General features: G+C 63.9%; 24 protein-coding genes and 1 other RNA gene (1 of these 25 cut by a window edge). 2 read left to right on the plus strand and 23 right to left on the minus strand.

Features of this window, described 5'->3' with window-relative positions; genetic code table 11:
• An RNA gene (gene rnpB, locus OCV80_RS07640) (RNase P RNA component class A) lies at positions 1-80 on the plus strand (it extends 521 nt beyond the left edge of the window).
• A gap of 199 nt (positions 81-279) precedes the next feature.
• Here the strand turns inward: rnpB and OCV80_RS07645 are convergent.
• The 12 genes from OCV80_RS07645 to OCV80_RS07700 all read right to left on the minus strand — a co-directional run bounded on the left by OCV80_RS07645 (position 280) and on the right by OCV80_RS07700 (position 8,810).
• Positions 280-1,290 (minus strand): helix-turn-helix domain-containing protein, encoded by a 1,011-nt coding sequence (locus OCV80_RS07645; protein ID WP_136891740.1) that lies wholly within the window; start codon positions 1,288-1,290, stop codon positions 280-282.
• Between the two features lie 26 nt (positions 1,291-1,316).
• A complete protein-coding gene (locus tag OCV80_RS07650; protein WP_025545387.1) occupies positions 1,317-1,721 on the minus strand; it encodes a DUF6291 domain-containing protein in 405 nt (134 codons plus the stop codon).
• A gap of 273 nt (positions 1,722-1,994) precedes the next feature.
• Positions 1,995-2,732, minus strand: a complete 738-nt coding sequence (locus tag OCV80_RS07655) for a YebC/PmpR family DNA-binding transcriptional regulator (RefSeq protein ID WP_021750709.1) — start codon at positions 2,730-2,732, stop codon at positions 1,995-1,997.
• 6 nt (positions 2,733-2,738) lie between these two features.
• Complete coding sequence (locus OCV80_RS07660) at positions 2,739-3,530, minus strand: Nif3-like dinuclear metal center hexameric protein (RefSeq protein WP_119310950.1); 792 nt, start codon at positions 3,528-3,530, stop codon at positions 2,739-2,741.
• Positions 3,508-4,224: a tRNA (adenine(22)-N(1))-methyltransferase gene (locus OCV80_RS07665; RefSeq protein ID WP_036631075.1), complete on the minus strand. Its 717-nt coding sequence runs from the start codon at positions 4,222-4,224 to the stop codon at positions 3,508-3,510. The genes OCV80_RS07660 and OCV80_RS07665 overlap by 23 nt, the downstream gene beginning before the upstream one ends.
• 65 nt (positions 4,225-4,289) lie before the next feature.
• Positions 4,290-4,499: a DUF1858 domain-containing protein gene (locus OCV80_RS07670; protein WP_021750706.1), complete on the minus strand. Its 210-nt coding sequence runs from the start codon at positions 4,497-4,499 to the stop codon at positions 4,290-4,292.
• Between the two features lie 244 nt (positions 4,500-4,743).
• Positions 4,744-5,025: a zinc-ribbon domain containing protein gene (locus tag OCV80_RS07675; protein WP_021750705.1), complete on the minus strand. Its 282-nt coding sequence runs from the start codon at positions 5,023-5,025 to the stop codon at positions 4,744-4,746.
• 38 nt (positions 5,026-5,063) lie between these two features.
• Entirely contained in the window at positions 5,064-5,705 is a 642-nt protein-coding gene (locus OCV80_RS07680) for a sigma-70 family RNA polymerase sigma factor (protein ID WP_021750704.1), read from the minus strand.
• Between the two features lie 67 nt (positions 5,706-5,772).
• Complete coding sequence (gene glmM, locus OCV80_RS07685; RefSeq protein ID WP_021750703.1) at positions 5,773-7,128, minus strand: phosphoglucosamine mutase; 1,356 nt, start codon at positions 7,126-7,128, stop codon at positions 5,773-5,775.
• 737 nt (positions 7,129-7,865) lie between these two features.
• Entirely contained in the window at positions 7,866-8,078 is a 213-nt protein-coding gene (locus tag OCV80_RS07690; RefSeq protein WP_021750702.1) for a helix-turn-helix domain-containing protein, read from the minus strand.
• A gap of 148 nt (positions 8,079-8,226) precedes the next feature.
• Positions 8,227-8,439 carry a helix-turn-helix domain-containing protein gene (locus OCV80_RS07695; protein WP_036628729.1) on the minus strand — a complete coding sequence of 71 codons (213 nt, stop codon included), beginning with the start codon at positions 8,437-8,439 and terminating at the stop codon, positions 8,227-8,229.
• Positions 8,440-8,597: 158 nt separating this feature from the next.
• Complete coding sequence (locus OCV80_RS07700; protein WP_021750700.1) at positions 8,598-8,810, minus strand: helix-turn-helix domain-containing protein; 213 nt, start codon at positions 8,808-8,810, stop codon at positions 8,598-8,600.
• Positions 8,811-8,897: 87 nt separating this feature from the next.
• On the opposite strand from OCV80_RS07700, the gene OCV80_RS07705 reads away from it, so the two are divergent.
• Entirely contained in the window at positions 8,898-9,104 is a 207-nt protein-coding gene (locus OCV80_RS07705) for a hypothetical protein (protein WP_021750699.1), read from the plus strand.
• A 4-nt stretch (positions 9,105-9,108) separates the two neighbouring features.
• Here OCV80_RS07705 and OCV80_RS07710 read toward each other — a convergent pair whose 3' ends face one another.
• The 11 genes from OCV80_RS07710 to yajC form a co-directional block, all read right to left on the minus strand.
• Complete coding sequence (locus OCV80_RS07710; protein ID WP_119310948.1) at positions 9,109-9,588, minus strand: hypothetical protein; 480 nt, start codon at positions 9,586-9,588, stop codon at positions 9,109-9,111.
• 13 nt (positions 9,589-9,601) lie between these two features.
• The gene (gene ruvB / locus OCV80_RS07715) at positions 9,602-10,666 is read right to left on the minus strand and encodes a Holliday junction branch migration DNA helicase RuvB (RefSeq protein ID WP_021750696.1); all 1,065 of its coding nucleotides are present in this window, start codon (positions 10,664-10,666) and stop codon (positions 9,602-9,604) included.
• A gap of 53 nt (positions 10,667-10,719) precedes the next feature.
• The gene (locus OCV80_RS07720) at positions 10,720-10,974 is read right to left on the minus strand and encodes a hypothetical protein (protein WP_136891737.1); all 255 of its coding nucleotides are present in this window, start codon (positions 10,972-10,974) and stop codon (positions 10,720-10,722) included.
• Positions 10,950-11,555 carry a Holliday junction branch migration protein RuvA gene (gene ruvA, locus OCV80_RS07725; RefSeq protein ID WP_021750694.1) on the minus strand — a complete coding sequence of 202 codons (606 nt, stop codon included), beginning with the start codon at positions 11,553-11,555 and terminating at the stop codon, positions 10,950-10,952. The genes OCV80_RS07720 and ruvA overlap by 25 nt, the downstream gene beginning before the upstream one ends.
• 67 nt (positions 11,556-11,622) lie before the next feature.
• A complete protein-coding gene (gene ruvC, locus OCV80_RS07730) occupies positions 11,623-12,135 on the minus strand; it encodes a crossover junction endodeoxyribonuclease RuvC (protein ID WP_021750693.1) in 513 nt (170 codons plus the stop codon).
• 189 nt (positions 12,136-12,324) lie between these two features.
• Positions 12,325-13,704 carry a DUF4179 domain-containing protein gene (locus OCV80_RS07735; protein WP_119310947.1) on the minus strand — a complete coding sequence of 460 codons (1,380 nt, stop codon included), beginning with the start codon at positions 13,702-13,704 and terminating at the stop codon, positions 12,325-12,327.
• Positions 13,701-14,174, minus strand: coding sequence for a sigma-70 family RNA polymerase sigma factor (locus tag OCV80_RS07740; RefSeq protein ID WP_021750306.1), 474 nt, complete (start codon positions 14,172-14,174; stop codon positions 13,701-13,703). The genes OCV80_RS07735 and OCV80_RS07740 overlap by 4 nt, the downstream gene beginning before the upstream one ends.
• A 292-nt stretch (positions 14,175-14,466) precedes the next feature.
• The gene (gene xerD / locus OCV80_RS07745; RefSeq protein ID WP_181446418.1) at positions 14,467-15,354 is read right to left on the minus strand and encodes a site-specific tyrosine recombinase XerD; all 888 of its coding nucleotides are present in this window, start codon (positions 15,352-15,354) and stop codon (positions 14,467-14,469) included.
• A gap of 28 nt (positions 15,355-15,382) precedes the next feature.
• A complete protein-coding gene (locus tag OCV80_RS07750; protein WP_051320057.1) occupies positions 15,383-16,018 on the minus strand; it encodes a stage II sporulation protein M in 636 nt (211 codons plus the stop codon).
• A gap of 363 nt (positions 16,019-16,381) precedes the next feature.
• Positions 16,382-16,804, minus strand: a complete 423-nt coding sequence (locus OCV80_RS07755; protein ID WP_021752115.1) for a DUF3792 family protein — start codon at positions 16,802-16,804, stop codon at positions 16,382-16,384.
• A gap of 65 nt (positions 16,805-16,869) precedes the next feature.
• Positions 16,870-17,259 (minus strand): preprotein translocase subunit YajC, encoded by a 390-nt coding sequence (gene yajC / locus OCV80_RS07760; protein WP_021748962.1) that lies wholly within the window; start codon positions 17,257-17,259, stop codon positions 16,870-16,872.
• Positions 17,260-17,272 lie beyond the last annotated feature (13 nt).

The following is a 17,272-nucleotide window of genomic DNA, read 5'->3' on the forward strand; positions in this document are numbered from 1 at the left end:
TGGCTGGAGCGTACCGGCGACGGTACGTCGAGATAGATGACTGTTTGATACAGAACCCGGCTTACAGTCTTGCTCGTACAAGAAGAGGTCCTGGCGAAAGCCAGGGCCTCTTTTTGTACCGATTGATGCCGGTACTGCCGCGCGGTGTACTGGTCGATGCAGCGGAGGACCCGCTCCCGGCTGTGAAAGGCCAGATGCTGGCTCCCTGTCTCCGGGTGGAAGGAGACCCCACCCGCCGCTCTCAGAGGGGGGCGCAGGAGATTCCATAGGCAGCACCTCTCATAGCCCTTCCCACGGGGCCCACATCTGTTCCAAAATCTCCTCCGGCAGGGTGTCCGGCCATGACTCCACAATCTCTCCATCCACATAGTCGTAGACGGTGTACGGCTTCTCCGGCCAGCGGGTGCGGACGGCCACCTCCAGCGCTCCGTCCCCATCCACGTCCAGCGCCTCGGCGTTGATGCAGTCCTCCACTTCCAGGATTGCCCGGGTGTTGATGCCGGTGGGGTCCGGCTCCTCCGGATGATAGGGCCAAAACCGGACGTCACATAAAAACACCAGATTTTCGGACTCTGCGTAGGGGTCCGGGTAATACCCGTCCCGGAGATACTGGACGCTGGTATCGCCGAAGAGAAGCGGCACGCTGCCGGAATCCCCCTCATAGGTGACATCCATGACACCTCCCAGAACGGTGACGCCGGTGTCCTCACAGGCAGACACCGTACCAGTGCGGGTCAGCCGGTTCCATTGAAAGTCCATCTGATAGGAAATGGTATCTCCCCGCTCGTCCCGCAGCGTGAGGGCATCAAAGTCCACATCCTCCCCGCACTTCAGCCGGATCAGGTGTCCACGGTCCTCCACATAGACACAGTTCCTGCCATTCACAGTCTCTTTCAGAACGATGCTGTAATACCCCTCCTCCGTCACCACGATCTGCGTATACGCCACCACGGCTGCAGTTACGGCCAGCAGCACCAGCACCGCCGCCAGCCGCTGCCAGGAGCGCCGCCGCTCCTGCCGCACGCTGTCACGGGAGATATCCAACAAGCTCTGCATGGTCTCCTCCGCTCCTTTCGCCGCCTGCCTCCGGCAGGCCATCAGCTCCTCCACCGTCAGGTCCAGGGCTGCCGCCAGGGGCTCCAGCAGCGTCACATCCGGGTAGCTCAGTCCCCGCTCCCACTTGCTGACGGCCTTGTCCGTCACATGCAGCCGCGCCGCCAGATCCCGCTGGGTCAGGCCCAGATTTTTCCGCTCGCTGCCGATGAAATCGCCCAGCCGCTCCTTGTTCACGTGTATCACCTCGCCCTCAGTCTACCCTATGGGTCCGATTTTGGCAACCGACCAGCGGTAGAGACGTCCCGTAGGTACTTCCGGATGTCGCTGTAATCCTTGGGCGCGGCCTGTTCCAGGGCCTGCCGGGAGATCGCCCCATCCCCCTGCCGCCGCGCCGCCGCCTCTTGGTAGCGCCGCTGCTTTTCCTTCCACTTCTCTGTATCCCGCCGAATGGTCTCCGCCAGAAACCGGTAGGCCATGCGGGTCTCCTCCCTCAAGCCCGGGTGCTGCCGCAAAACCTCCTCCGGATCCGTGGGAGCCTTGTCCGCCGCCATGGCATAGCGGTACAGCAGAAGCAGCAGTTCCCCCCGCTGCTCCGCGTCCAGGGCCGCCACACAGGGAAAATTATCGAAATACAGCATAAAACTCTTCTTGTGTTCCTCTGCCAACGAAAAACCACTCCTCTCAAGAAAAGGCGTCCCCTCCCCATCTGATGCACGGCTCTATGCAATCTCCGGGAGGATTTTGTAAAATTCTCCCGTTATGGTAATAGCTAGAGTTAGGGTTATGGTGATGGTTATGGTCATTGTTATGGTAATGGTAAGGGGGACCGGTCAGGCCCGCCTCTCCGGCGTTTTTTTGCACAAAAGAAAAGTTTTGTTGAATATTCTAGAGGACGAAAAGAGGACGGGTCTCCCCGTCCTCTCTCTATCCAGCGATGCTCAGTCGTTATCCCAGTTGTGCCAGACGTTCTGCACGTCGTCGTTGTCCTCCAGCATGTCGATGAGCTTCTCCATGTTCTTCACGTCTCCCTCGCCGGTGAGGGTGATGTAGTTCTGTGGCACCATCTCGATCTCCGCGCTGGCGAAGGCGTAGCCCTTCCCCTCCAGGGCCTTCACCACATCGTTGAAGGCGTCGGGGTCGCAGGTGATCTCTAGGGCGGGACCGTCAGCCTCAAAGTCGGCGGCACCGGCCTCCAGAGCGTCCATCATGACGGTGTCCTCGTCCAGCTCGCCCTCCTCGTTGTCAATGACGATGACGCCCTTCTTGTCAAAGGACCAGCTGACGCAGCCCTGGGCGCCCAGGTTGCCGTTGCACTTGTCGAACGCGTGGCGGACCTCCGGCGCGGTGCGCTGGCGGTTGTCGGTCAGGGCCTCCACAATGACGGCCACGCCGCCGGGGCCGTAGCCCTCGTAGGTGACGGCCTCGTAGTTGTCGGTGCTGCCGGAGCCCAGGGCCCGGTCGATGGTGCGCTTGATGTTGTCGTTGGGCATGTTGACGGCCTTGGCCTTGGCGATAACCGTGGCCAGACGGGAGTTGTTGTTGGGGTCGCCGGAGCCGCCGCCCTCTTTCACGGCCACGATGATCTCCTTGGCGATCTTGGTGAAGGCGGCGGAGCGCTTGGCGTCGGCCGCGCCCTTGGTCTTTTGGATATTATGCCATTTGGAATGTCCGGACATGGTACATTACTCTCCTTCTACGTAATACTGGATGACCTCCCGGTGGGAGGCGGATTTGGTGACGGTGAGGCCCGGGAACCGGCCGCGCAGGTACTCTGCCAGCACGGTGCACACCGGATTCTCTGTGGGGAAGTGGCCCGCGTCGATCAGGCGGATGCCCTTCCCTGCCGCGTCTAAAAACTGGTGGTAGCTGAGGTCCGAGGTCACGAACACGTCGCACCCTGCGGCGATGGCCGCATCCTCATAGTCGCCGCAGGCGCCGCCGCCCACCGCGACCTTCCGCACCGGGCCGCTGTCCCCGGCGTAGCGGACGCCGTTGGCCTGGAGCGCCCGGCAGACGTGCTTTGCAAATTCCTGTAAAGGCATAGGACTTGCCAGTGTTCCCATCCGGCACAGCCCCTCCGGGTCCCCCAGCGGCCCAGGGTCCTCCAGCCCCAGCGCGGCGGCCAGCGCGTCGTTGACGCCGCCGGGGGCCACATCCAGGTTCGTGTGCATACAGATGGCGGACAGGCCGCTCCTCAGGATTTTCAGCAGCAGGTGCCCCTGGGGCGTGTCCTGCCGGACGGTCTGCACCGGCAGCCATTTGCAGTTCATCACCGGATGGTGGCTGACAATCAGCTGGCAGTTTTCCGCGATGGCCTCGTCCGCCACGGCCTCCGTGATGTCCAGGGCCACCAGGACCCGCCGGACCTCCGCCTCCGGGTCCCCCAGCAGCTGGCCCACGTTGTCCCAGTCCATGGCGCCCTCCTTCGGGGCCAGTCGGAACAGGGCCTGTTCAATTTCCCGGACAGTTGGCATGGCGCCACTCCTCCCTCATTTGCAGAAGCTCCGTGATGACGGCCCTGGCGTAATCGCCCCGTTCCCGGGCCTCTGGCGCCGACGCCCGGTTGGACCCGGCCGCCGCCGCCTGGAGCTGGATGATCTTCTCGATGATGTAGCGGTCCCCCAGGGGGTCGTAGAGCAGGTCCGCCCCGGCCCACTGCCGGCCCAGCGTGAGATGCATCTCCCCTGCCCCGGCCTCGATCACGGGATAGAGAAAGCCCCGGTCCCGCACCAGCGCCTCCCGCGCTATGGCGTAGCCGTGCTCCGCCAGGAAGCGGCGCAGCGCCTCCGCCCGGCTCTGGGGCTGGAGCAGCAGGGTGTGGCGGCCGTCGGCGGTCCAGGGTGCCCCGGCCAGAATCTGGGCGATGTTCTCGCCCCCCATGCCGGCGATGACGATGGTGTCGCACTCCTCCGGCGCCACGGCGGCCAGACCGTTGCCCAGGCGGAAGGTGATCCGGTCCCCCACACCGTAGCGCCGGCCGGTCTCCTGCGCCCGGTCCAGGGGGCCGCGCCGCAGATCGCTGGCAATGGCAGAGGCCACGCGGCCCTGCAGCGTCAGCCACACGGGCAGATAGGCGTGATCCGTGCCAACATCAGCGAGGTGCGCACCCTGGCGGACCCAGGCGGCGATCTGCCGCAGGCGCGGCGTCAGTTCCAGATGTTTTCCCATGGCGCCCTCCTGTTCCGGCTGTCGGAGGAGGACGCATACGGTCTCCCGTATGCGTCCCGTTCCGGTCATTCCGCTTTCTTGTTGGCTTCCTCGTTCACCAGGGCCAGCAGCTTGTCGCAGTCCACGCCGTGGACCATGCAGGCCTCCTCCACAGTCTCGCCCCGGGAAGAGGGGCAGCCCAGGCAGTGCATGCCGATGGACAGGAAGATGGGCGCGGTCTGAGGCGCCACGTCCAGAATGTCACCGATGATGGTGTCCTTCTTGATCTCGATCATCAGAGGTTCCTCCAATTCTAATCTGAAATTCAGCAGGGGTATTATACTCTAGTTTTCGATGTTTTTCAAGAGAAAATCTTTGAAAAGCCTGGAAATGTGGAGATTCGGCGTCCGCACCGGCACATTTTTCCGGAATGCCTCCCGTTTCCCCGGCGCGGGGCGCGGCGGCCGGCTCCCACGGCAAAAGAAGAAGCGGCGCCCACCGGGCGCCGCCTCTGCAAGAGACCAAAACGGATTGATTCGTTTATCTCTGCTGGTCCCGCATCTTGGCGAAGCACTCGCTGCAGTACACGGGACGGTCAGACTTCGGCTCGAAGGGCACGCGGGCTTCGCCGCCGCAGGCGGCGCAGACAGCGGTGAAATACTCCCGGGGACCGCGGGCCGCGTTCTTGCGGGCGTCACGGCAGGCCTTGCACCGCTGGGGCTCGTTCTGGAAGCCGCGCTCGGCATAGAACTCCTGCTCGCCGGCGGTGAACACGAACTCCTGGCCGCACTCCTTGCAAACTAAGGTCTTGTCTTCGTACATGATGTTACCCTCTCTTTGAAAAGAAAAATATATTGCGTTCAGCTTCCGCTGAGATCGCCGGAAAGAAGCTGCCGTGCCACCTTGCGCCGAATGCGCTGCACGGCGTTGTCCACGGACTTTGGGGGCTTGCCTACCGTCTCGGCAATTTCCCTGCATGAAAGACCGTCTAAATAGTACCCCAAAATCTTTGCTTCAAACTCGGACAACTGTTTCCGGACACCGGATAAGAGGGCAGCGGTATGTTCCCTGTCGATGAGATACGCTTCGGGATCGCGCTGAGTCAGATCGCTGGTACCAGAGGTGTAGGAATTGGCGTCAAAGAAGGGTGTATCCAAGGGGACCGACTGATTGAGAGCCATGTGCTTATCCCGCGCCGCGGCGCGGAGGACGGAATACAGCCGGTTACGAATGCAGATTTCTGCGAAGGTCCGGAAGGATGCCTCCTTGGAGGCGTCATACTCCCGAACGGCTTTGAGGAGGCCCACCATGCCCTCCTGGGTCAGATCCTCGCTGTCGCCGCCCACCAGAAAGAAGGGGCGGGCGCAGGTCCGGACCAGCCGGTTGTACCGCGTCACAAGAGCTTCCTCCGCTTCGCGGCTGCCGCCGGCAACCAGTTGGCACAGCGTTTCATCGCTGCACTGGTCCAGGGGCTGGGGTGTCTTCTCGCTAAATTTGTACATATCGTATTATACCTGTCTATCCAGTGAAATGTCAAGCAATTTGTAAAAAAATCCGAGAAACAGATTTTTATTTTTTTTGCGATTTGATGAAATCTGCCAGCCGGTCCGCCACCGCCTGGGCGATCTGCGTGGTTTTGGCCTCCACCATCACCCGGATCAGGGCCTCCGTGCCGGAGGGGCGCACCAGCACCCGGCCAGCGCCGGCGAGGGCCTCCTCCTCCCGCTTCACGGCCTCCGCCAGCGCGGGGGACGCCATAATGGCCTCCTTCACGCCGCCGCTGTGGGGCACCTCCACGTTCACCAGAACCTGGGGGTAGACGGCGCAGCAGCTGACAAGGGAACTTGCTTTCTCCCCGGACCGGGCCAGCACCTGCAGGAACTGGAGGGCCGTCACTTCACCATCGCCGGTGGTCTCCACATCGGTGAAGATGGTGTGGCCGGACTGCTCCCCGCCGATGCGGTAGTCCCGCTCCAGCATCTTCTCCAGCACGTTCCGGTCGCCCACATCCGTGCAGAGCAGGTCGATGCCGTTGTTCCGGCAGAACTCGTGGAGGCCCAGGTTGCTCATCACCGTGGCCACCAGGGCGTTGCCGTTGAGCTTTCCCCGGCGCTTCATGTCCAGGGCGCACACCGCCAGGACCTTGTCGCCGTCGATGACGCCGCCGGTCTCGTCCACCAGCAGGCAGCGGTCCGCGTCCCCGTCAAAGGCCACGCCGATGTCATAGCCGCCCCGCACCACGGCGGCGGCCAGGTCCTCCAGGTGGGTGGAGCCGCAGTGGCTGTTGATGTTCACCCCGTCCGGGTCCCGGTGGATGAAGTCCGTCCGGGCCTTGAAGCGGCCGAACAGCTCCGGCGCGGTGGCGCTGGCAGCGCCGTTGGCGCAGTCCGCCAGGATTTTCAGCCCCGCCAGATCGGACTCGATGGTGGAGGCCACGAAGTCGATATAGTCCCGCTTCAGCTGGCGCATACCGTGGTGGCGGCGGCCGATCTCCCCCCGGGTTCGGAGCTTCATGGGCTCCTGGGAGAGGATCTTCTCCTCGATCCGGGCCTCCACGCTGTCGGAGAGCTTGTAGCCCTGTCCGCTGAAGACCTTGATGCCGTTGTGCTCATAGGGGTTGTGACTGGCGGAGATCACGATGCCCGCGTCCGCCTTTTCCTGCACGGTGAGATAGGCCACCGCCGGGGTGGGAATGGTGCCCACCGGCTTTACGTCGCTGCCCACGGAGCAGAGCCCCGCCATCAGGGCGGACTCCAGCATGTCGGAGGAGATGCGGGTGTCCTTGCCGATCACCACGGTGGGGCGGCTGCCCTTGTCCTCCATCAGAACAGTGCCCACGGCCTGCCCCACGCGGAAGGCCATGTCGGCAGTGAGGTTCTCCCCCACCACGCCGCGGATGCCGTCGGTTCCAAATAGTTTGCCCATTGATATTACCTCGTTTGTTTCTTATGATGTGACCGTCCCCATGGGACGGGGATTCAGCTATGTTGATGGCTGGGCGGATGCACCCCCCATTTCTCTTTTGTCGTGCCAAAAGAGAAACGGGCCGTGCACGGTCCAAAGGGAAAAGCGTTGGCGCGCTCCGGTGCAGTGGCCCTCCGCGCGACGGGGGGCGGCGGATCGGTGCAAGCGCCGATTTGGCCCGGCCTTCGGGCACGCTATACTCTTCTGCGATTTCTCCAACTGCCGTCCCGTGGCGGATCGTGCGGAGGTCGTCGGGATGGTCATCGCATGGAGCTGCTTCTCTTTTCGCTGCCGCTAGCTGTCCCGCGCGGGAGCTGCCGATAAAGGCATCGGCCCCTACGACCGCCAGGGCAGCGCGTAGCGAAGCGGAACGCGCGGAAAGAGGAGCTGGTCAAATGCGTCCTTGCACCCCGTTGACCTCCGCATCCACGCCGCGGGAATCAGCGTTCAAGCCTGTACCGCACCCCGCCGCGCCCGTTGGCCAGTCCTCGCAAACACGCAGGCACCATCTCACGCCAACCCCCGTACAGCAACTTTGCACGCCCGTGCAGAGTTGCGGCCAAAAGCGTTCTTTTCTTTTGGACCGTGCACGGCCCGTTTTCTTTTCGGGCAAGACCGAAAAGAAAATGGGGGGTGCATCCCGCTGGACAAGCCCCTTGCGGGAGCAAAGATTCCCGAGGCCGCCGGACGGCGGCCCTTTACAACTCCCTCCGGTCCGACCGGCCAGCCAGATAATCCAGCGATACGCCGAAATGGTCCGCCAGGGCGATCAACGTGTCCAGGCTGGGCCGGTGCTCGCCGGACTCCAAGTATTGGTAGGGCCGCTCCCCAATCCCGATGGCGGCGGCCACTTGCTTTTGGGTTTCTCCTTGTTCCTTGCGGAGTTCCCGCAATCGCTCGTTTAATTCCATAAATCCCCCTTGACACGCTCTGTAAAGCGTGTTATATTTTTCTCACGCTTTATGAAGCGTGAGAAAGGAGTATTCGCAATGTCTGACTCCAAAAACGGGCCGCACGCCCCTGCAGGAGCGGGTTCCTCTGAACGGCGGGAAACCGCCTCTACATCTCCCTCCGGTCCGACCGGCCGGCTAGATAATCCAGCGACACGCCGAAGTGGTCCGCCAGGGCAAGCAGACTGTCAAACCCCGGCTTTTGTTTGCCTGTTTCAAACCGCTGATACTGCCGGTCTGTCATTCCGGCGGCTGCGGCCACCTGCGCTTGGGTCTCGCCGTGCTCTTTGCGGAGTTCCCGCATTCGCTCATAAAACTCCATATATGATCTCCTTGGCACAACCTAAAAGTCGTGATATATCCTTTCTGCAAACAGCTTAAAAGTTGTTTGCAGAAAGGAGCATTCGCAATGTCCGGCTTTGTGAAAAGGCTGTACGCCCCCTGCAGGAGCGGGTTCCTCTGAACGGCGGGAAACCGCCTCTACATCTCCCTCCGGTCCGACCGGCCGGCCAGATAATCCAGCGATACGCCGAAGTGGTCCGCAATGCCCACGAGATTTTCAAATCCAGGCAGATTGACCCCGGTCTCAAACCGCTGGTACTGCCGGTCCGTCACACCGATGGCGTCGGCCACCTGTCTCTGGGTCTCCTTCCGCTCTTTGCGGAGTTCCCGCATTCGCTCTTGCAATGTCATATCGTCACCTCTTGACACGATGTATCCGTTGTATTATACTGCAGCTAAGCACAACGCATCCATTGTATTTTGAAAGGAGCATTCGCAATGTCCGACTTCATGAAATGGCTGTACGCCCACTACATCCGCCCCCAGCTGGACGCTGCCCCACCGGACGACTACGAGATGCCCCTCTCCCTTCTGGAGGGAGAGCTCACCTCTGAGATGGCGGCGGATTACGAAAAGGCCCGGGAATTCACCGCCATCCATGCCTTTCTGCTGGGCCTGCGCACCGGCCGGGGCCTGCCCCTGTGACACCTCAGACGCCCGCCATCCCGGAAAGCTCCGGCAGCCAGGCGCAGAAGGTCTCCAGATACACGCCCCGCAGGGGGTCCTCCCCTGCCTCCGCAGGCGCCGCCAGCGCGCGGGCGATCACTTCCTCCGCGTCCGGCCGGGTCACCAGCTCCGCCAGGGCGCCGTTGCCCGCCAGGGCCGCCCGCTTTCCGAACATCCCCTCCAGGTCGCTGGACACATACATGGAGGCGTTGAACGGATAGTCCAGCGCCGTCTCCAGCAGAGCCTCGGAGGTCATCTGCTCCGCCAGCCCCGCCGGCAGGCGGCAGGCGGCACGGCGGGCGTTGGCGGACAGCTCCACCCACTCCGGCGTGCCGGGCTGGACGGGAAACTGATAGGGCGCCGTCACGGAGCAGGCAGCCCGGCCTGTGACGGCCCAAGCTCCGACGGCCAGCGCCGCCGACAGCATCAGAAATGCGACGCGCTCCGCCAGGGTCCGCTTCATGAAAACCGCCTCCTCACAGCGTCAGCTGGTCCATGTCCGGCGGATCCGCCGTCATGCCGCCGGGGATGGGCTTATGCAGGTGCTGGTATGCCTTCGCCGTCACGCACCGGCCCCGGGGCGTCCGGGTCAGGAAGCCCAGCTGCATCAGGTATGGCTCGTACACGTCCTCCAGGGTCACGGCCTCCTCGCCGATGGTGGCGGCCAGGGTCTCCAGGCCCACGGGACCGCCGCCGTAGTTCTCGATGACGGCCCCCAGCATCCGCCGGTCGATGGGGTCCAGCCCCAGGTGGTCGATCTCCAGCGCGCACAGGGCCTGGTCCGCCACATCCTTGGTGATGACGCCGTCGGCCTTCACCTGGGCGAAGTCCCGGACCCGGCGCAGCATCCGGTTGGCGATCCGGGGCGTGCCCCGGCTGCGGCGGGCGATCTCATAGGCGCCCTCCGGCACGATGTCCACGTTCAAAATGGCGGCGGACCGGGTGATGATCTGAGAGAGCTCCTCCGGCGTGTACAGCTCCAGCCGCAGCGTCACGCCGAACCGGTCCCGCAGGGGCGCGGACAGCTGCCCCGCCCGGGTGGTGGCGCCGATCAGGGTGAACCTGGGCAGGTCCAGCCGGATGGAGTTGGCGCTGGGGCCCTTGCCCACGATGATGTCCAGGGCGTAGTCCTCCATGGCCGGGTACAGGATCTCCTCCACGGACCGGTTCAGCCGGTGGATCTCGTCCACAAAGAGGATGTCCCCCTCGTTGAGGTTCGTCAGCAGCGCCGCCAGATCCCCGGGCTTCTCGATGGCCGGGCCCGAGGTGATGCGGATGCCCGCCCCCATCTCCTGGGCGATGATCCCGGCCAGCGTGGTCTTGCCCAGGCCGGGCGGGCCGTGGAGCAGCACGTGGTCCAGGGCCTCTCCCCGCTTCTGGGCGGCCTGGATGAACACGGCCAGGTTGTCCTTCGCCTTCTCCTGGCCGATATACTCCCGCAGGGTCTTGGGCCGGAGGGACCCCTCCTGGGCGTCCTCCTGCAGGAAGGTCTTGGCCACGATGGGCTCTTCATAGATGTCGTTTCCAAAGTCGATGCTCATGGGTTCACTTCCTCATGTGCTCTGAATGTGCTCCAAAATTCCGGCCGGGGCGGTCAGCCCGCCTGGAACAGATGCACCGCCAGCCAGGCCAGGCCGAACACCGCGCACAGGCACAGGGCGAACACCGCGCCGCTGCGGTTGCGCTGCCGCCGCTCTTTTTCCGGCAGGCCGTGGCGCTGCTGGCCCTTATTGAGCAGGGCCGCAAAGCGGGTTCCGAATATCATGGCAAGAAAGGCCATGGCCAGCGCGGCCAGGAGCAGAATCACGGACAGGATCTTCATACTCACTTCACCATCTTTTTCAGGCACTGGCGGATGATCTCCTCCAGAGACAGAGTTTCCACGTCCACGCCCTTCAGCGCTTGGGCCACCTCAGCGCTGGTGTAGCCCAGCACCGCCAGGGCCTGGGCCGCCTCTGTGGCCTTATTTGTAAAGGCCGGGACGCTCACAGCGGCTCCGCCGGAGAAGTCCAGCCCCGTGGCGGCGCTCTCCCGGGCCATCTTGTCCTTCAGCTCCAGGATGATCCGCTGGGCGATCTTCTTGCCCACGCCCGGCGCCGCCGTCAGGCTCTTCTCGTCCCCGGTGACGATGGCCATGGCCAGGGACTCCGGCGTGGCGGCGGAGAGGATGGCCAGCGCCGCCTTGGGCCCCACGCCGCTGACGCCGATCAGCAGCTTGAAGCTGTTCAGCTCGTTGGCCGTGGCGAAGCCGTACAGGCCGAAGGCGTTCTCCCCCACGTCCAGATAGGTGTAGAGCTTCCCCCGCTGGCCCTTTTTCAGCTGGGCCAGAGTGGTGTTGGTGGTCTTGCAGGCGTAGCCCACGCCGCCGCAGTCGATGACCGCCAGATAGGGCAGAATCTCTGCCACGGTGCCGTCCAGATAGTAAAACATGGATAATCACACTTCCTTGGGAGTTCGGAATTCCGGCGTCCGGCGGAGCGGTCCGGTTCCTGACTGTTCAGATGGTCTCCTTGACCCTGCTGTCCTGCAGGGGCAGGCGGGACGTGGCACTCCGGGCATGGCACAGGGCCAGGGCCAGGGCGTCCGCGGCGTCGTCGGGCCGGGGGACGGCTTTCAGGTGCAGCAGGCGGCGGGTCATGTCCATCACCTGGCGCTTTTCCGCCTTGCCGTAGCCCACCACCGCCATCTTCACCTGGGAGGGGGTGTACTCGTGGAGCGGGATCCCGCACTTTTCCGCCGTGTACAGCAGCACGCCGCGGGCGTGGGCCACGGCGATGCCGGTGGTCAGGTTCGTGTTGAAGAACAGCTCCTCGATGGAGATGACATCCGGCTTCAGCTGGCCGATCAGGTCCTCCATATCGGTGCCGATCTGGTACAGCCGCCGGGAGAGCGGCAGCCCCGCCGGGGTGGTGATGGCGCCGTAGGTAAGCATGTTCACTTGTGCCCGCTCCGCCGTGATGAGGCCGAAGCCGATGGTGGCGTAGCCGGGGTCGATGCCCAGGATCCGCATGGCGCTTTCCCTCCAGTATACATACTGTAACAGTATAACAAATTTTCCAGGGAAGCGCAACAGGGAAAACGCGCGGGCTTCTCCCCGGCAGGATCACCCCGGCCGCCGTTCGGCGGGCAAAAAAGCACCCGCCTTGCGGCGGGCGCTCTCTCGTTCGCATGGAAGGCGGGGGATTTGACTCCCCCTCGCCTATTGGATGGGAACCGCCGCATCAACGGCGGCCATCCGGTTGTAGCAGGGGTCCAGATAGGCCGTGTCGCCCGCCAGTCCCGCCAGGGGGAAGTCCTCGGTATACCACCGGTCCTCCCCTACGCGCTCCTGCGCCGTCTCGTCCCAGTAGCCGTAGGAGGAGCCGAACTGCCAGATCTCATAATAGTTCCCGTCCTCGTCCCAGGCCCCTCTGGAGAACACGCTCCCCATGGTCCGGTTCTCCATCAGCGGGGACACCAGGTACACGATCCATCCCTCCGGCAGGCGCTCTGCGCCCTGGAACCAGGTGCCCTCCGGCAGGTTTTCGGCGGTGCCCTCCGCCAGATTCAGCTTCACCGGCGGCGCGTCCTTGTCCTTCCACCGGACGCCGGTGATGTGGAGGGTCAGGTGCTCCCCCTGGCTGAAGAAGGGGCTGTCCAGCCAGAAGGTGCCCATGCCCTCCCCCTCCGGGTCCCCGGATGCGGTGATGCCGCCCAGGCTCTTTTCAAACCGCTCGCCGTGCTCGTTCTCCAGGTACAGGTCCAGGCCCGCCAGCCAGGCGGTGTTGTCCGGGTCCGCCGTCAGGGTCAGCCGCAGATGGGTGGGGTAGATTTCCGCCTCTTGCAGCGTGAAGGTCTGGCCGTCCAGGGCAAAGGTCCGGTTCAGCTCCAGTAGCGTCCCCTGGGCGGTGAAATAGGGGTCGAATTCCAGGTGGAACGTCATCTCCGCCAGATACGCCGGCTGGTCATCGACCGGCTGGTCAAAGTAGCCGTCGCCGGTGTTCTCCGCAGGCGGCCCGCCCCCGTCCTGCTCTGCCGGGTAGACCGACAGGGTCAGATCCAGGATTCCGGGCACGTCCCGGTCCACAAAGTCCCGCTTGATCTCCACCAGCTCCCCCGGCTTCTCCGTCCGGCCGCCGGCGTCTCCCGCGCTGCCGTCGCCGGGGGTGATCCGGCAGTCCGCCCACATGGGCCCCAGGTCCGGGGCATAGTCCAGGGTGTAGAAGATGTTCAGCTGTTTGCGGTCCACGATCACATACTCCACCGTGGCGGTGACGCCGTTCACCGTCTGGGACTGGCCGATGGGCTGGACGTAGTCGTTCTCCACCGCGGCGGAGAGGCTGGGCGACCAGGCCACCGCCTGGGCCAGCTCCCGCAGCACCGGCACTGAGCCGCAGGCCCGCGCGAAGGGCGGGAACAGGTTCACCAGCAGCACAAAGGCGGCGAAGCAGGCCGCCAGGCTCCCCGCCGGGACGCCGAAGAGCCGCAGGCGGCGGTCCCGTTTCCGGCGGCGCAGCGCCCGCTCCACAGCGCCGTCCAGGGCCGCCGGTGTGGTCTCCAGCTCCTGGAGCAGGGCCTGATATTCCTCGTTTCGGGTCATGCGTCTCCCTCCTCTCCCAGTTCCAGGCGCAGCAGCTGCAATGCCCGCCGCTGGCGGGTGGCCGCGGTGCCCTGGGGAATGTTCAATGCCCGGGCGGTCTCCGCCTGGGTGTATCCTGCGAAGTACCGCAGGATCACCACCGCCCGCAATTCCTCCGGCAGGCGGCGGACGGCCTCCTTCAGGGGCAGGGCGTCATAGGCATCCGGACCGGCGCTCTCCGGCAGAGCCTCCTCCCCGGCCAGGCGCCGCCGGCGCCGCAGCTCCCGGTGGCACGCGTTCAGCACGATCCGGGTGAGCCAGGTCTCAAAAAAGTCCGGCTGACGCAGCTGCCGCAAAGCCCGCAGGGCCTGGTATACGCCCTCGTCCACCGCCTCCAGGGCGTCGGCCTCGCTGCCCAGGTACAGGTACGCCGTCCGGTACAGCCGGGCCCGGAGAGCCTCCGCCCGGCGGGCGAATTCGTCGTGATCCATGGCGGTCCTCCTTTCTCTTCTCTTCACCTATTTGAGTCCCAGGCAGCCGGTTTTGTTTGCGGCGGCGGAAAATTTTTTCACAGGCAGGCAGAACGCCGCTGTGCATTTCCGTGGTCTGCCGTGCGTTTGCGCAGAAAAAAGTCCCGGCCAGGGCATGTGCCTGGACGGGACGCCTCTGCCCCTGGCCGCAGTCGGCCGGGGGCCGTCTTTGCCGTGCAAAGGCGAGGGGATCGGCAGAGGCGGGCTCTGCCCGCCGGAGCGTCGGCGGGAGGCGCCGGTGCTCCCCTTGGAATTACGCCCGGGGATGGGCTTTCTGATACACATCCTTCAGCTGGCGCTTCACCACATGGGTGTAGATCTGGGTGGAGGAGATGTCCGCATGGCCCAGCATCTCCTGGATGGACCGCAGGTCCGCGCCGTTTTCCAGCAGGTGGACGGCAAAGGAGTGGCGCAGGGTGTGGGGGGTGATGTCCTTTTCGATCCCCGCCTTCTCCTGATAGTACTTGATGATCTTCCAGAACCCCTGGCGGCTCATGCGCTCGCCGTTCATGTTCACGAACAGGGCCTGCTCGCCGCCGTCGGCGATCAGCTGGGGCCGGATATCCCGCACATAGTCCTGCAGCGCCTTCACGGCCGTGTGGTACAGGGGGATGATCCGCTCCTTGCCCCGGCTGGCACACCGGATGAAGCCCGCGGAGAGATTCAGGTCCTTCAGGTCCAGGGAGATCAGCTCGCTGACCCGGATGCCGGTGGCGTACAGCAGCTCCAGCATGGCATGGTCCCGGTATCCCTTGGCGTCCACGCACCGGGGCTGCTCCAGAAACAGCTCCACCTCTTTGCTGGTGAGGATCTCCGGATACTTCCGCTCTGCCCGGTCCGCGCTGATGCTCTTGGCGGGGTTGGCCTTTACGGCGCCGGCGGAGAGCAGAAAGTTGTAAAACGACTTGACGGAGGCCAGGAACCGGGTCACCGAGGCGGCGGACTTCCCCCGCCCCCGCATCCAGCTCATGTAGTCCTGAATCATCTCTCCGCCGGCCTGCCGCAGCGTGCAGCTCTGGTGCTCCCGCAAATACGCGGAGAACTGGGTCACGTCCCGCAGATAGGAGCAGATGGTGTTCTGGGAGGCGTGACGCTCCTCCGCCAGATAAGTCCCAAAGTCCGCAATGTCGTCTCTTGCCAAGGGTGCTCTCCTCCCTCTCTCTTTCTCTCTACCCCAGGATGCGCTCCAGCATCAGCCGCAGCAGCACCGGGGACAAAAACAGCTCCGCACACACACCCGCCAGCAGCGCCAGACAGCAGGCGCCGAACCGGACCCAGCAGGCCCGGCCGTAGACCACAGGGGCAGTCCGCCGTCCTCTCCCAAAGGACACGGCCGCCAGTCCCGCGGACGTCCCCCAGGAGGCCGCCGCCAGCAGGAAATAGCAGGGCAGGGTCACCATGCACCGCAGGCCGAACACCGCCAGGGCCAGCAGCACGCCGTCCACGCCGAAGGCCGCCGTGAAGCAGCACACGGAAAAGGACAGAAAAAAGCCGTAAGCCGCCGTCACACAGGGCAGCAGCACCACCCCGATGGAGGCGAACCCCAGCAGAAATGCAAACAGCGGATAGCGGAAATAGATCACCAGGGCCGACAGAGCCGTCTGGACAGTGGGCGCTCCCTCGCCCCCCAGGCGGACGTAGTCCTCCAGATACCGCCGCAGCTCGTCCCCCGTGGTGTCCGGCACCCGGCCCGACAGGACCTGTCCCAAAAGGACGCCGGCCAGGAAGAACAGCGCCAGCAGAAGCAGGCGGGGCAGCGTGGGCAGCTGGACCGTGGGCCGCTTCGTCAATGTTCTCGTGTTCAATCCGCCTCACCTCACCGCATCCTATGCGGGGGCAGGCGGATTTATGTAGCGGTTGACGTAAGACCTTGCTTGTTCTAATATAGTTGAATTCGCCGGATTTTGCAAGGAATTTACGGGAATTTTCCGTTTTTTGTGAGTTATGGCAAAATATTATGTAAACAATATTATGTTAACTTTGTAAAATCGGCGTGAGAGATCACCTCCCCCGCCCCGAAAAACGACAATATCTTGTAGACATAAAAGCGGCGGCGCCCCACATTTGCCGCCGCCGTCTCCCCTGCCGCGGGAGACCTCCCTACTGTGGCCGCAGTCTCCGCGGCAGGGCTCAGATCTGTATTTTTGGTGAAATTCACAAGCGGCTTTTCAGGCCTTGCGGCCCCTGCGGACCGGACGGCGCTTCCGCTTCCTCCGGCGCCCGCCCAGCAGGCCCGCCAGAAGTCCCCCGCCTGCGCCGCACAGCAGCAGCACGCCCCCGCGGCCCAGCCAGGTGATCTGCTGCCAGCACAGCAGCGCCACAGCCACCACCGCCAGCAGAAAGCCCGCGGCGCTCACCATGGCGCTGGCCAGGCTGCCCCAGGAGGAGCGGCGGACACTGAGCATGGCCCCGGCGAAGGACGCCAGACAGCACGACGCCGCCACAGCGGGAAAGCTCCCCTCCTCCGGCAGCACCGCCTTCACCACCAGCGCGGACAGCAGCACCGTCAGCAGCAGATAGATCCCCAGAGACAGCGCCGCGCCCTCTACGAACACCAGCCACAGGGCTGTCTGTTTCCGCCCGTTACCCATAAAAATTCCTCCCCTGTCATCGCTCTATCCGAGCTTATGACAAGGGAGGGTGGTTTTATGATGGGTTAGTCCTTCTTTTCCTCTTCAGAGGATGCATCGGTCTCCTCGGCGGGAGCCTCGGGGATCTCCTCGGTCTTCTTGACCTCGTCCTCTTTCTTCTCCTCCTTGGAGGACTTCTCCTCGCCGGAGGACTGGACGCCGGTGGTGGAGACGGCCCACTTGGTCAGCTCCATACGAACCCGGTCGTCGCTGGTCTCGATGACGATGGTGTCCGGCTTGACCATGACGATCTTGCCCACGATGCCGCCGATGGTGGTGATGGTGTCACCCTTCTTCAGGCTGTCCCGCATCTCCTGGGCCTTTTTCTTCCGCTTGTTCTCCGGGCGGATCAGCATGAAGTAGAACACCGCAATGAGAACAACCAGCATGATGATAGAGGAGGAAGCGCCTTCCATAACAACAAAACTC

The sequence above is a fragment of the Oscillibacter acetigenes genome (assembly GCF_025567605.1).
Lineage (GTDB): Bacteria > Bacillota > Clostridia > Oscillospirales > Oscillospiraceae > Oscillibacter > Oscillibacter welbionis.

What these genes read in the sequence shown, in the direction of transcription:
- OCV80_RS07690 (WP_021750702.1), bottom strand. Translation starts at nt 8,078, where the DNA reads ATGGAATTAAACGAGCGATTGCGGGAACTCCGCAAGGAACAAGGAGAA.
- OCV80_RS07735 (WP_119310947.1), bottom strand. Translation starts at nt 13,704, where the DNA reads ATGACCCGAAACGAGGAATATCAGGCCCTGCTCCAGGAGCTGGAGACC.
- OCV80_RS07740 (WP_021750306.1), bottom strand. Translation starts at nt 14,174, where the DNA reads ATGGATCACGACGAATTCGCCCGCCGGGCGGAGGCTCTCCGGGCCCGG.
- OCV80_RS07695 (WP_036628729.1), bottom strand. Translation starts at nt 8,439, where the DNA reads ATGGAGTTTTATGAGCGAATGCGGGAACTCCGCAAAGAGCACGGCGAG.
- OCV80_RS07755 (WP_021752115.1), bottom strand. Translation starts at nt 16,804, where the DNA reads ATGGGTAACGGGCGGAAACAGACAGCCCTGTGGCTGGTGTTCGTAGAG.
- OCV80_RS07710 (WP_119310948.1), bottom strand. Translation starts at nt 9,588, where the DNA reads ATGAAGCGGACCCTGGCGGAGCGCGTCGCATTTCTGATGCTGTCGGCG.
- OCV80_RS07670 (WP_021750706.1), bottom strand. Translation starts at nt 4,499, where the DNA reads ATGATCGAGATCAAGAAGGACACCATCATCGGTGACATTCTGGACGTG.
- OCV80_RS07680 (WP_021750704.1), bottom strand. Translation starts at nt 5,705, where the DNA reads ATGTACAAATTTAGCGAGAAGACACCCCAGCCCCTGGACCAGTGCAGC.
- OCV80_RS07660 (WP_119310950.1), bottom strand. Translation starts at nt 3,530, where the DNA reads ATGCCAACTGTCCGGGAAATTGAACAGGCCCTGTTCCGACTGGCCCCG.
- OCV80_RS07700 (WP_021750700.1), bottom strand. Translation starts at nt 8,810, where the DNA reads ATGACATTGCAAGAGCGAATGCGGGAACTCCGCAAAGAGCGGAAGGAG.
- ruvA (WP_021750694.1), bottom strand. Translation starts at nt 11,555, where the DNA reads ATGTTTTACTATCTGGACGGCACCGTGGCAGAGATTCTGCCCTATCTG.
- OCV80_RS07705 (WP_021750699.1), top strand. Translation starts at nt 8,898, where the DNA reads ATGTCCGACTTCATGAAATGGCTGTACGCCCACTACATCCGCCCCCAG.
- yajC (WP_021748962.1), bottom strand. Translation starts at nt 17,259, where the DNA reads ATGGAAGGCGCTTCCTCCTCTATCATCATGCTGGTTGTTCTCATTGCG.
- OCV80_RS07655 (WP_021750709.1), bottom strand. Translation starts at nt 2,732, where the DNA reads ATGTCCGGACATTCCAAATGGCATAATATCCAAAAGACCAAGGGCGCG.
- ruvC (WP_021750693.1), bottom strand. Translation starts at nt 12,135, where the DNA reads ATGCGGATCCTGGGCATCGACCCCGGCTACGCCACCATCGGCTTCGGC.
- OCV80_RS07675 (WP_021750705.1), bottom strand. Translation starts at nt 5,025, where the DNA reads ATGTACGAAGACAAGACCTTAGTTTGCAAGGAGTGCGGCCAGGAGTTC.
- glmM (WP_021750703.1), bottom strand. Translation starts at nt 7,128, where the DNA reads ATGGGCAAACTATTTGGAACCGACGGCATCCGCGGCGTGGTGGGGGAG.
- OCV80_RS07665 (WP_036631075.1), bottom strand. Translation starts at nt 4,224, where the DNA reads ATGGGAAAACATCTGGAACTGACGCCGCGCCTGCGGCAGATCGCCGCC.
- ruvB (WP_021750696.1), bottom strand. Translation starts at nt 10,666, where the DNA reads ATGAGCATCGACTTTGGAAACGACATCTATGAAGAGCCCATCGTGGCC.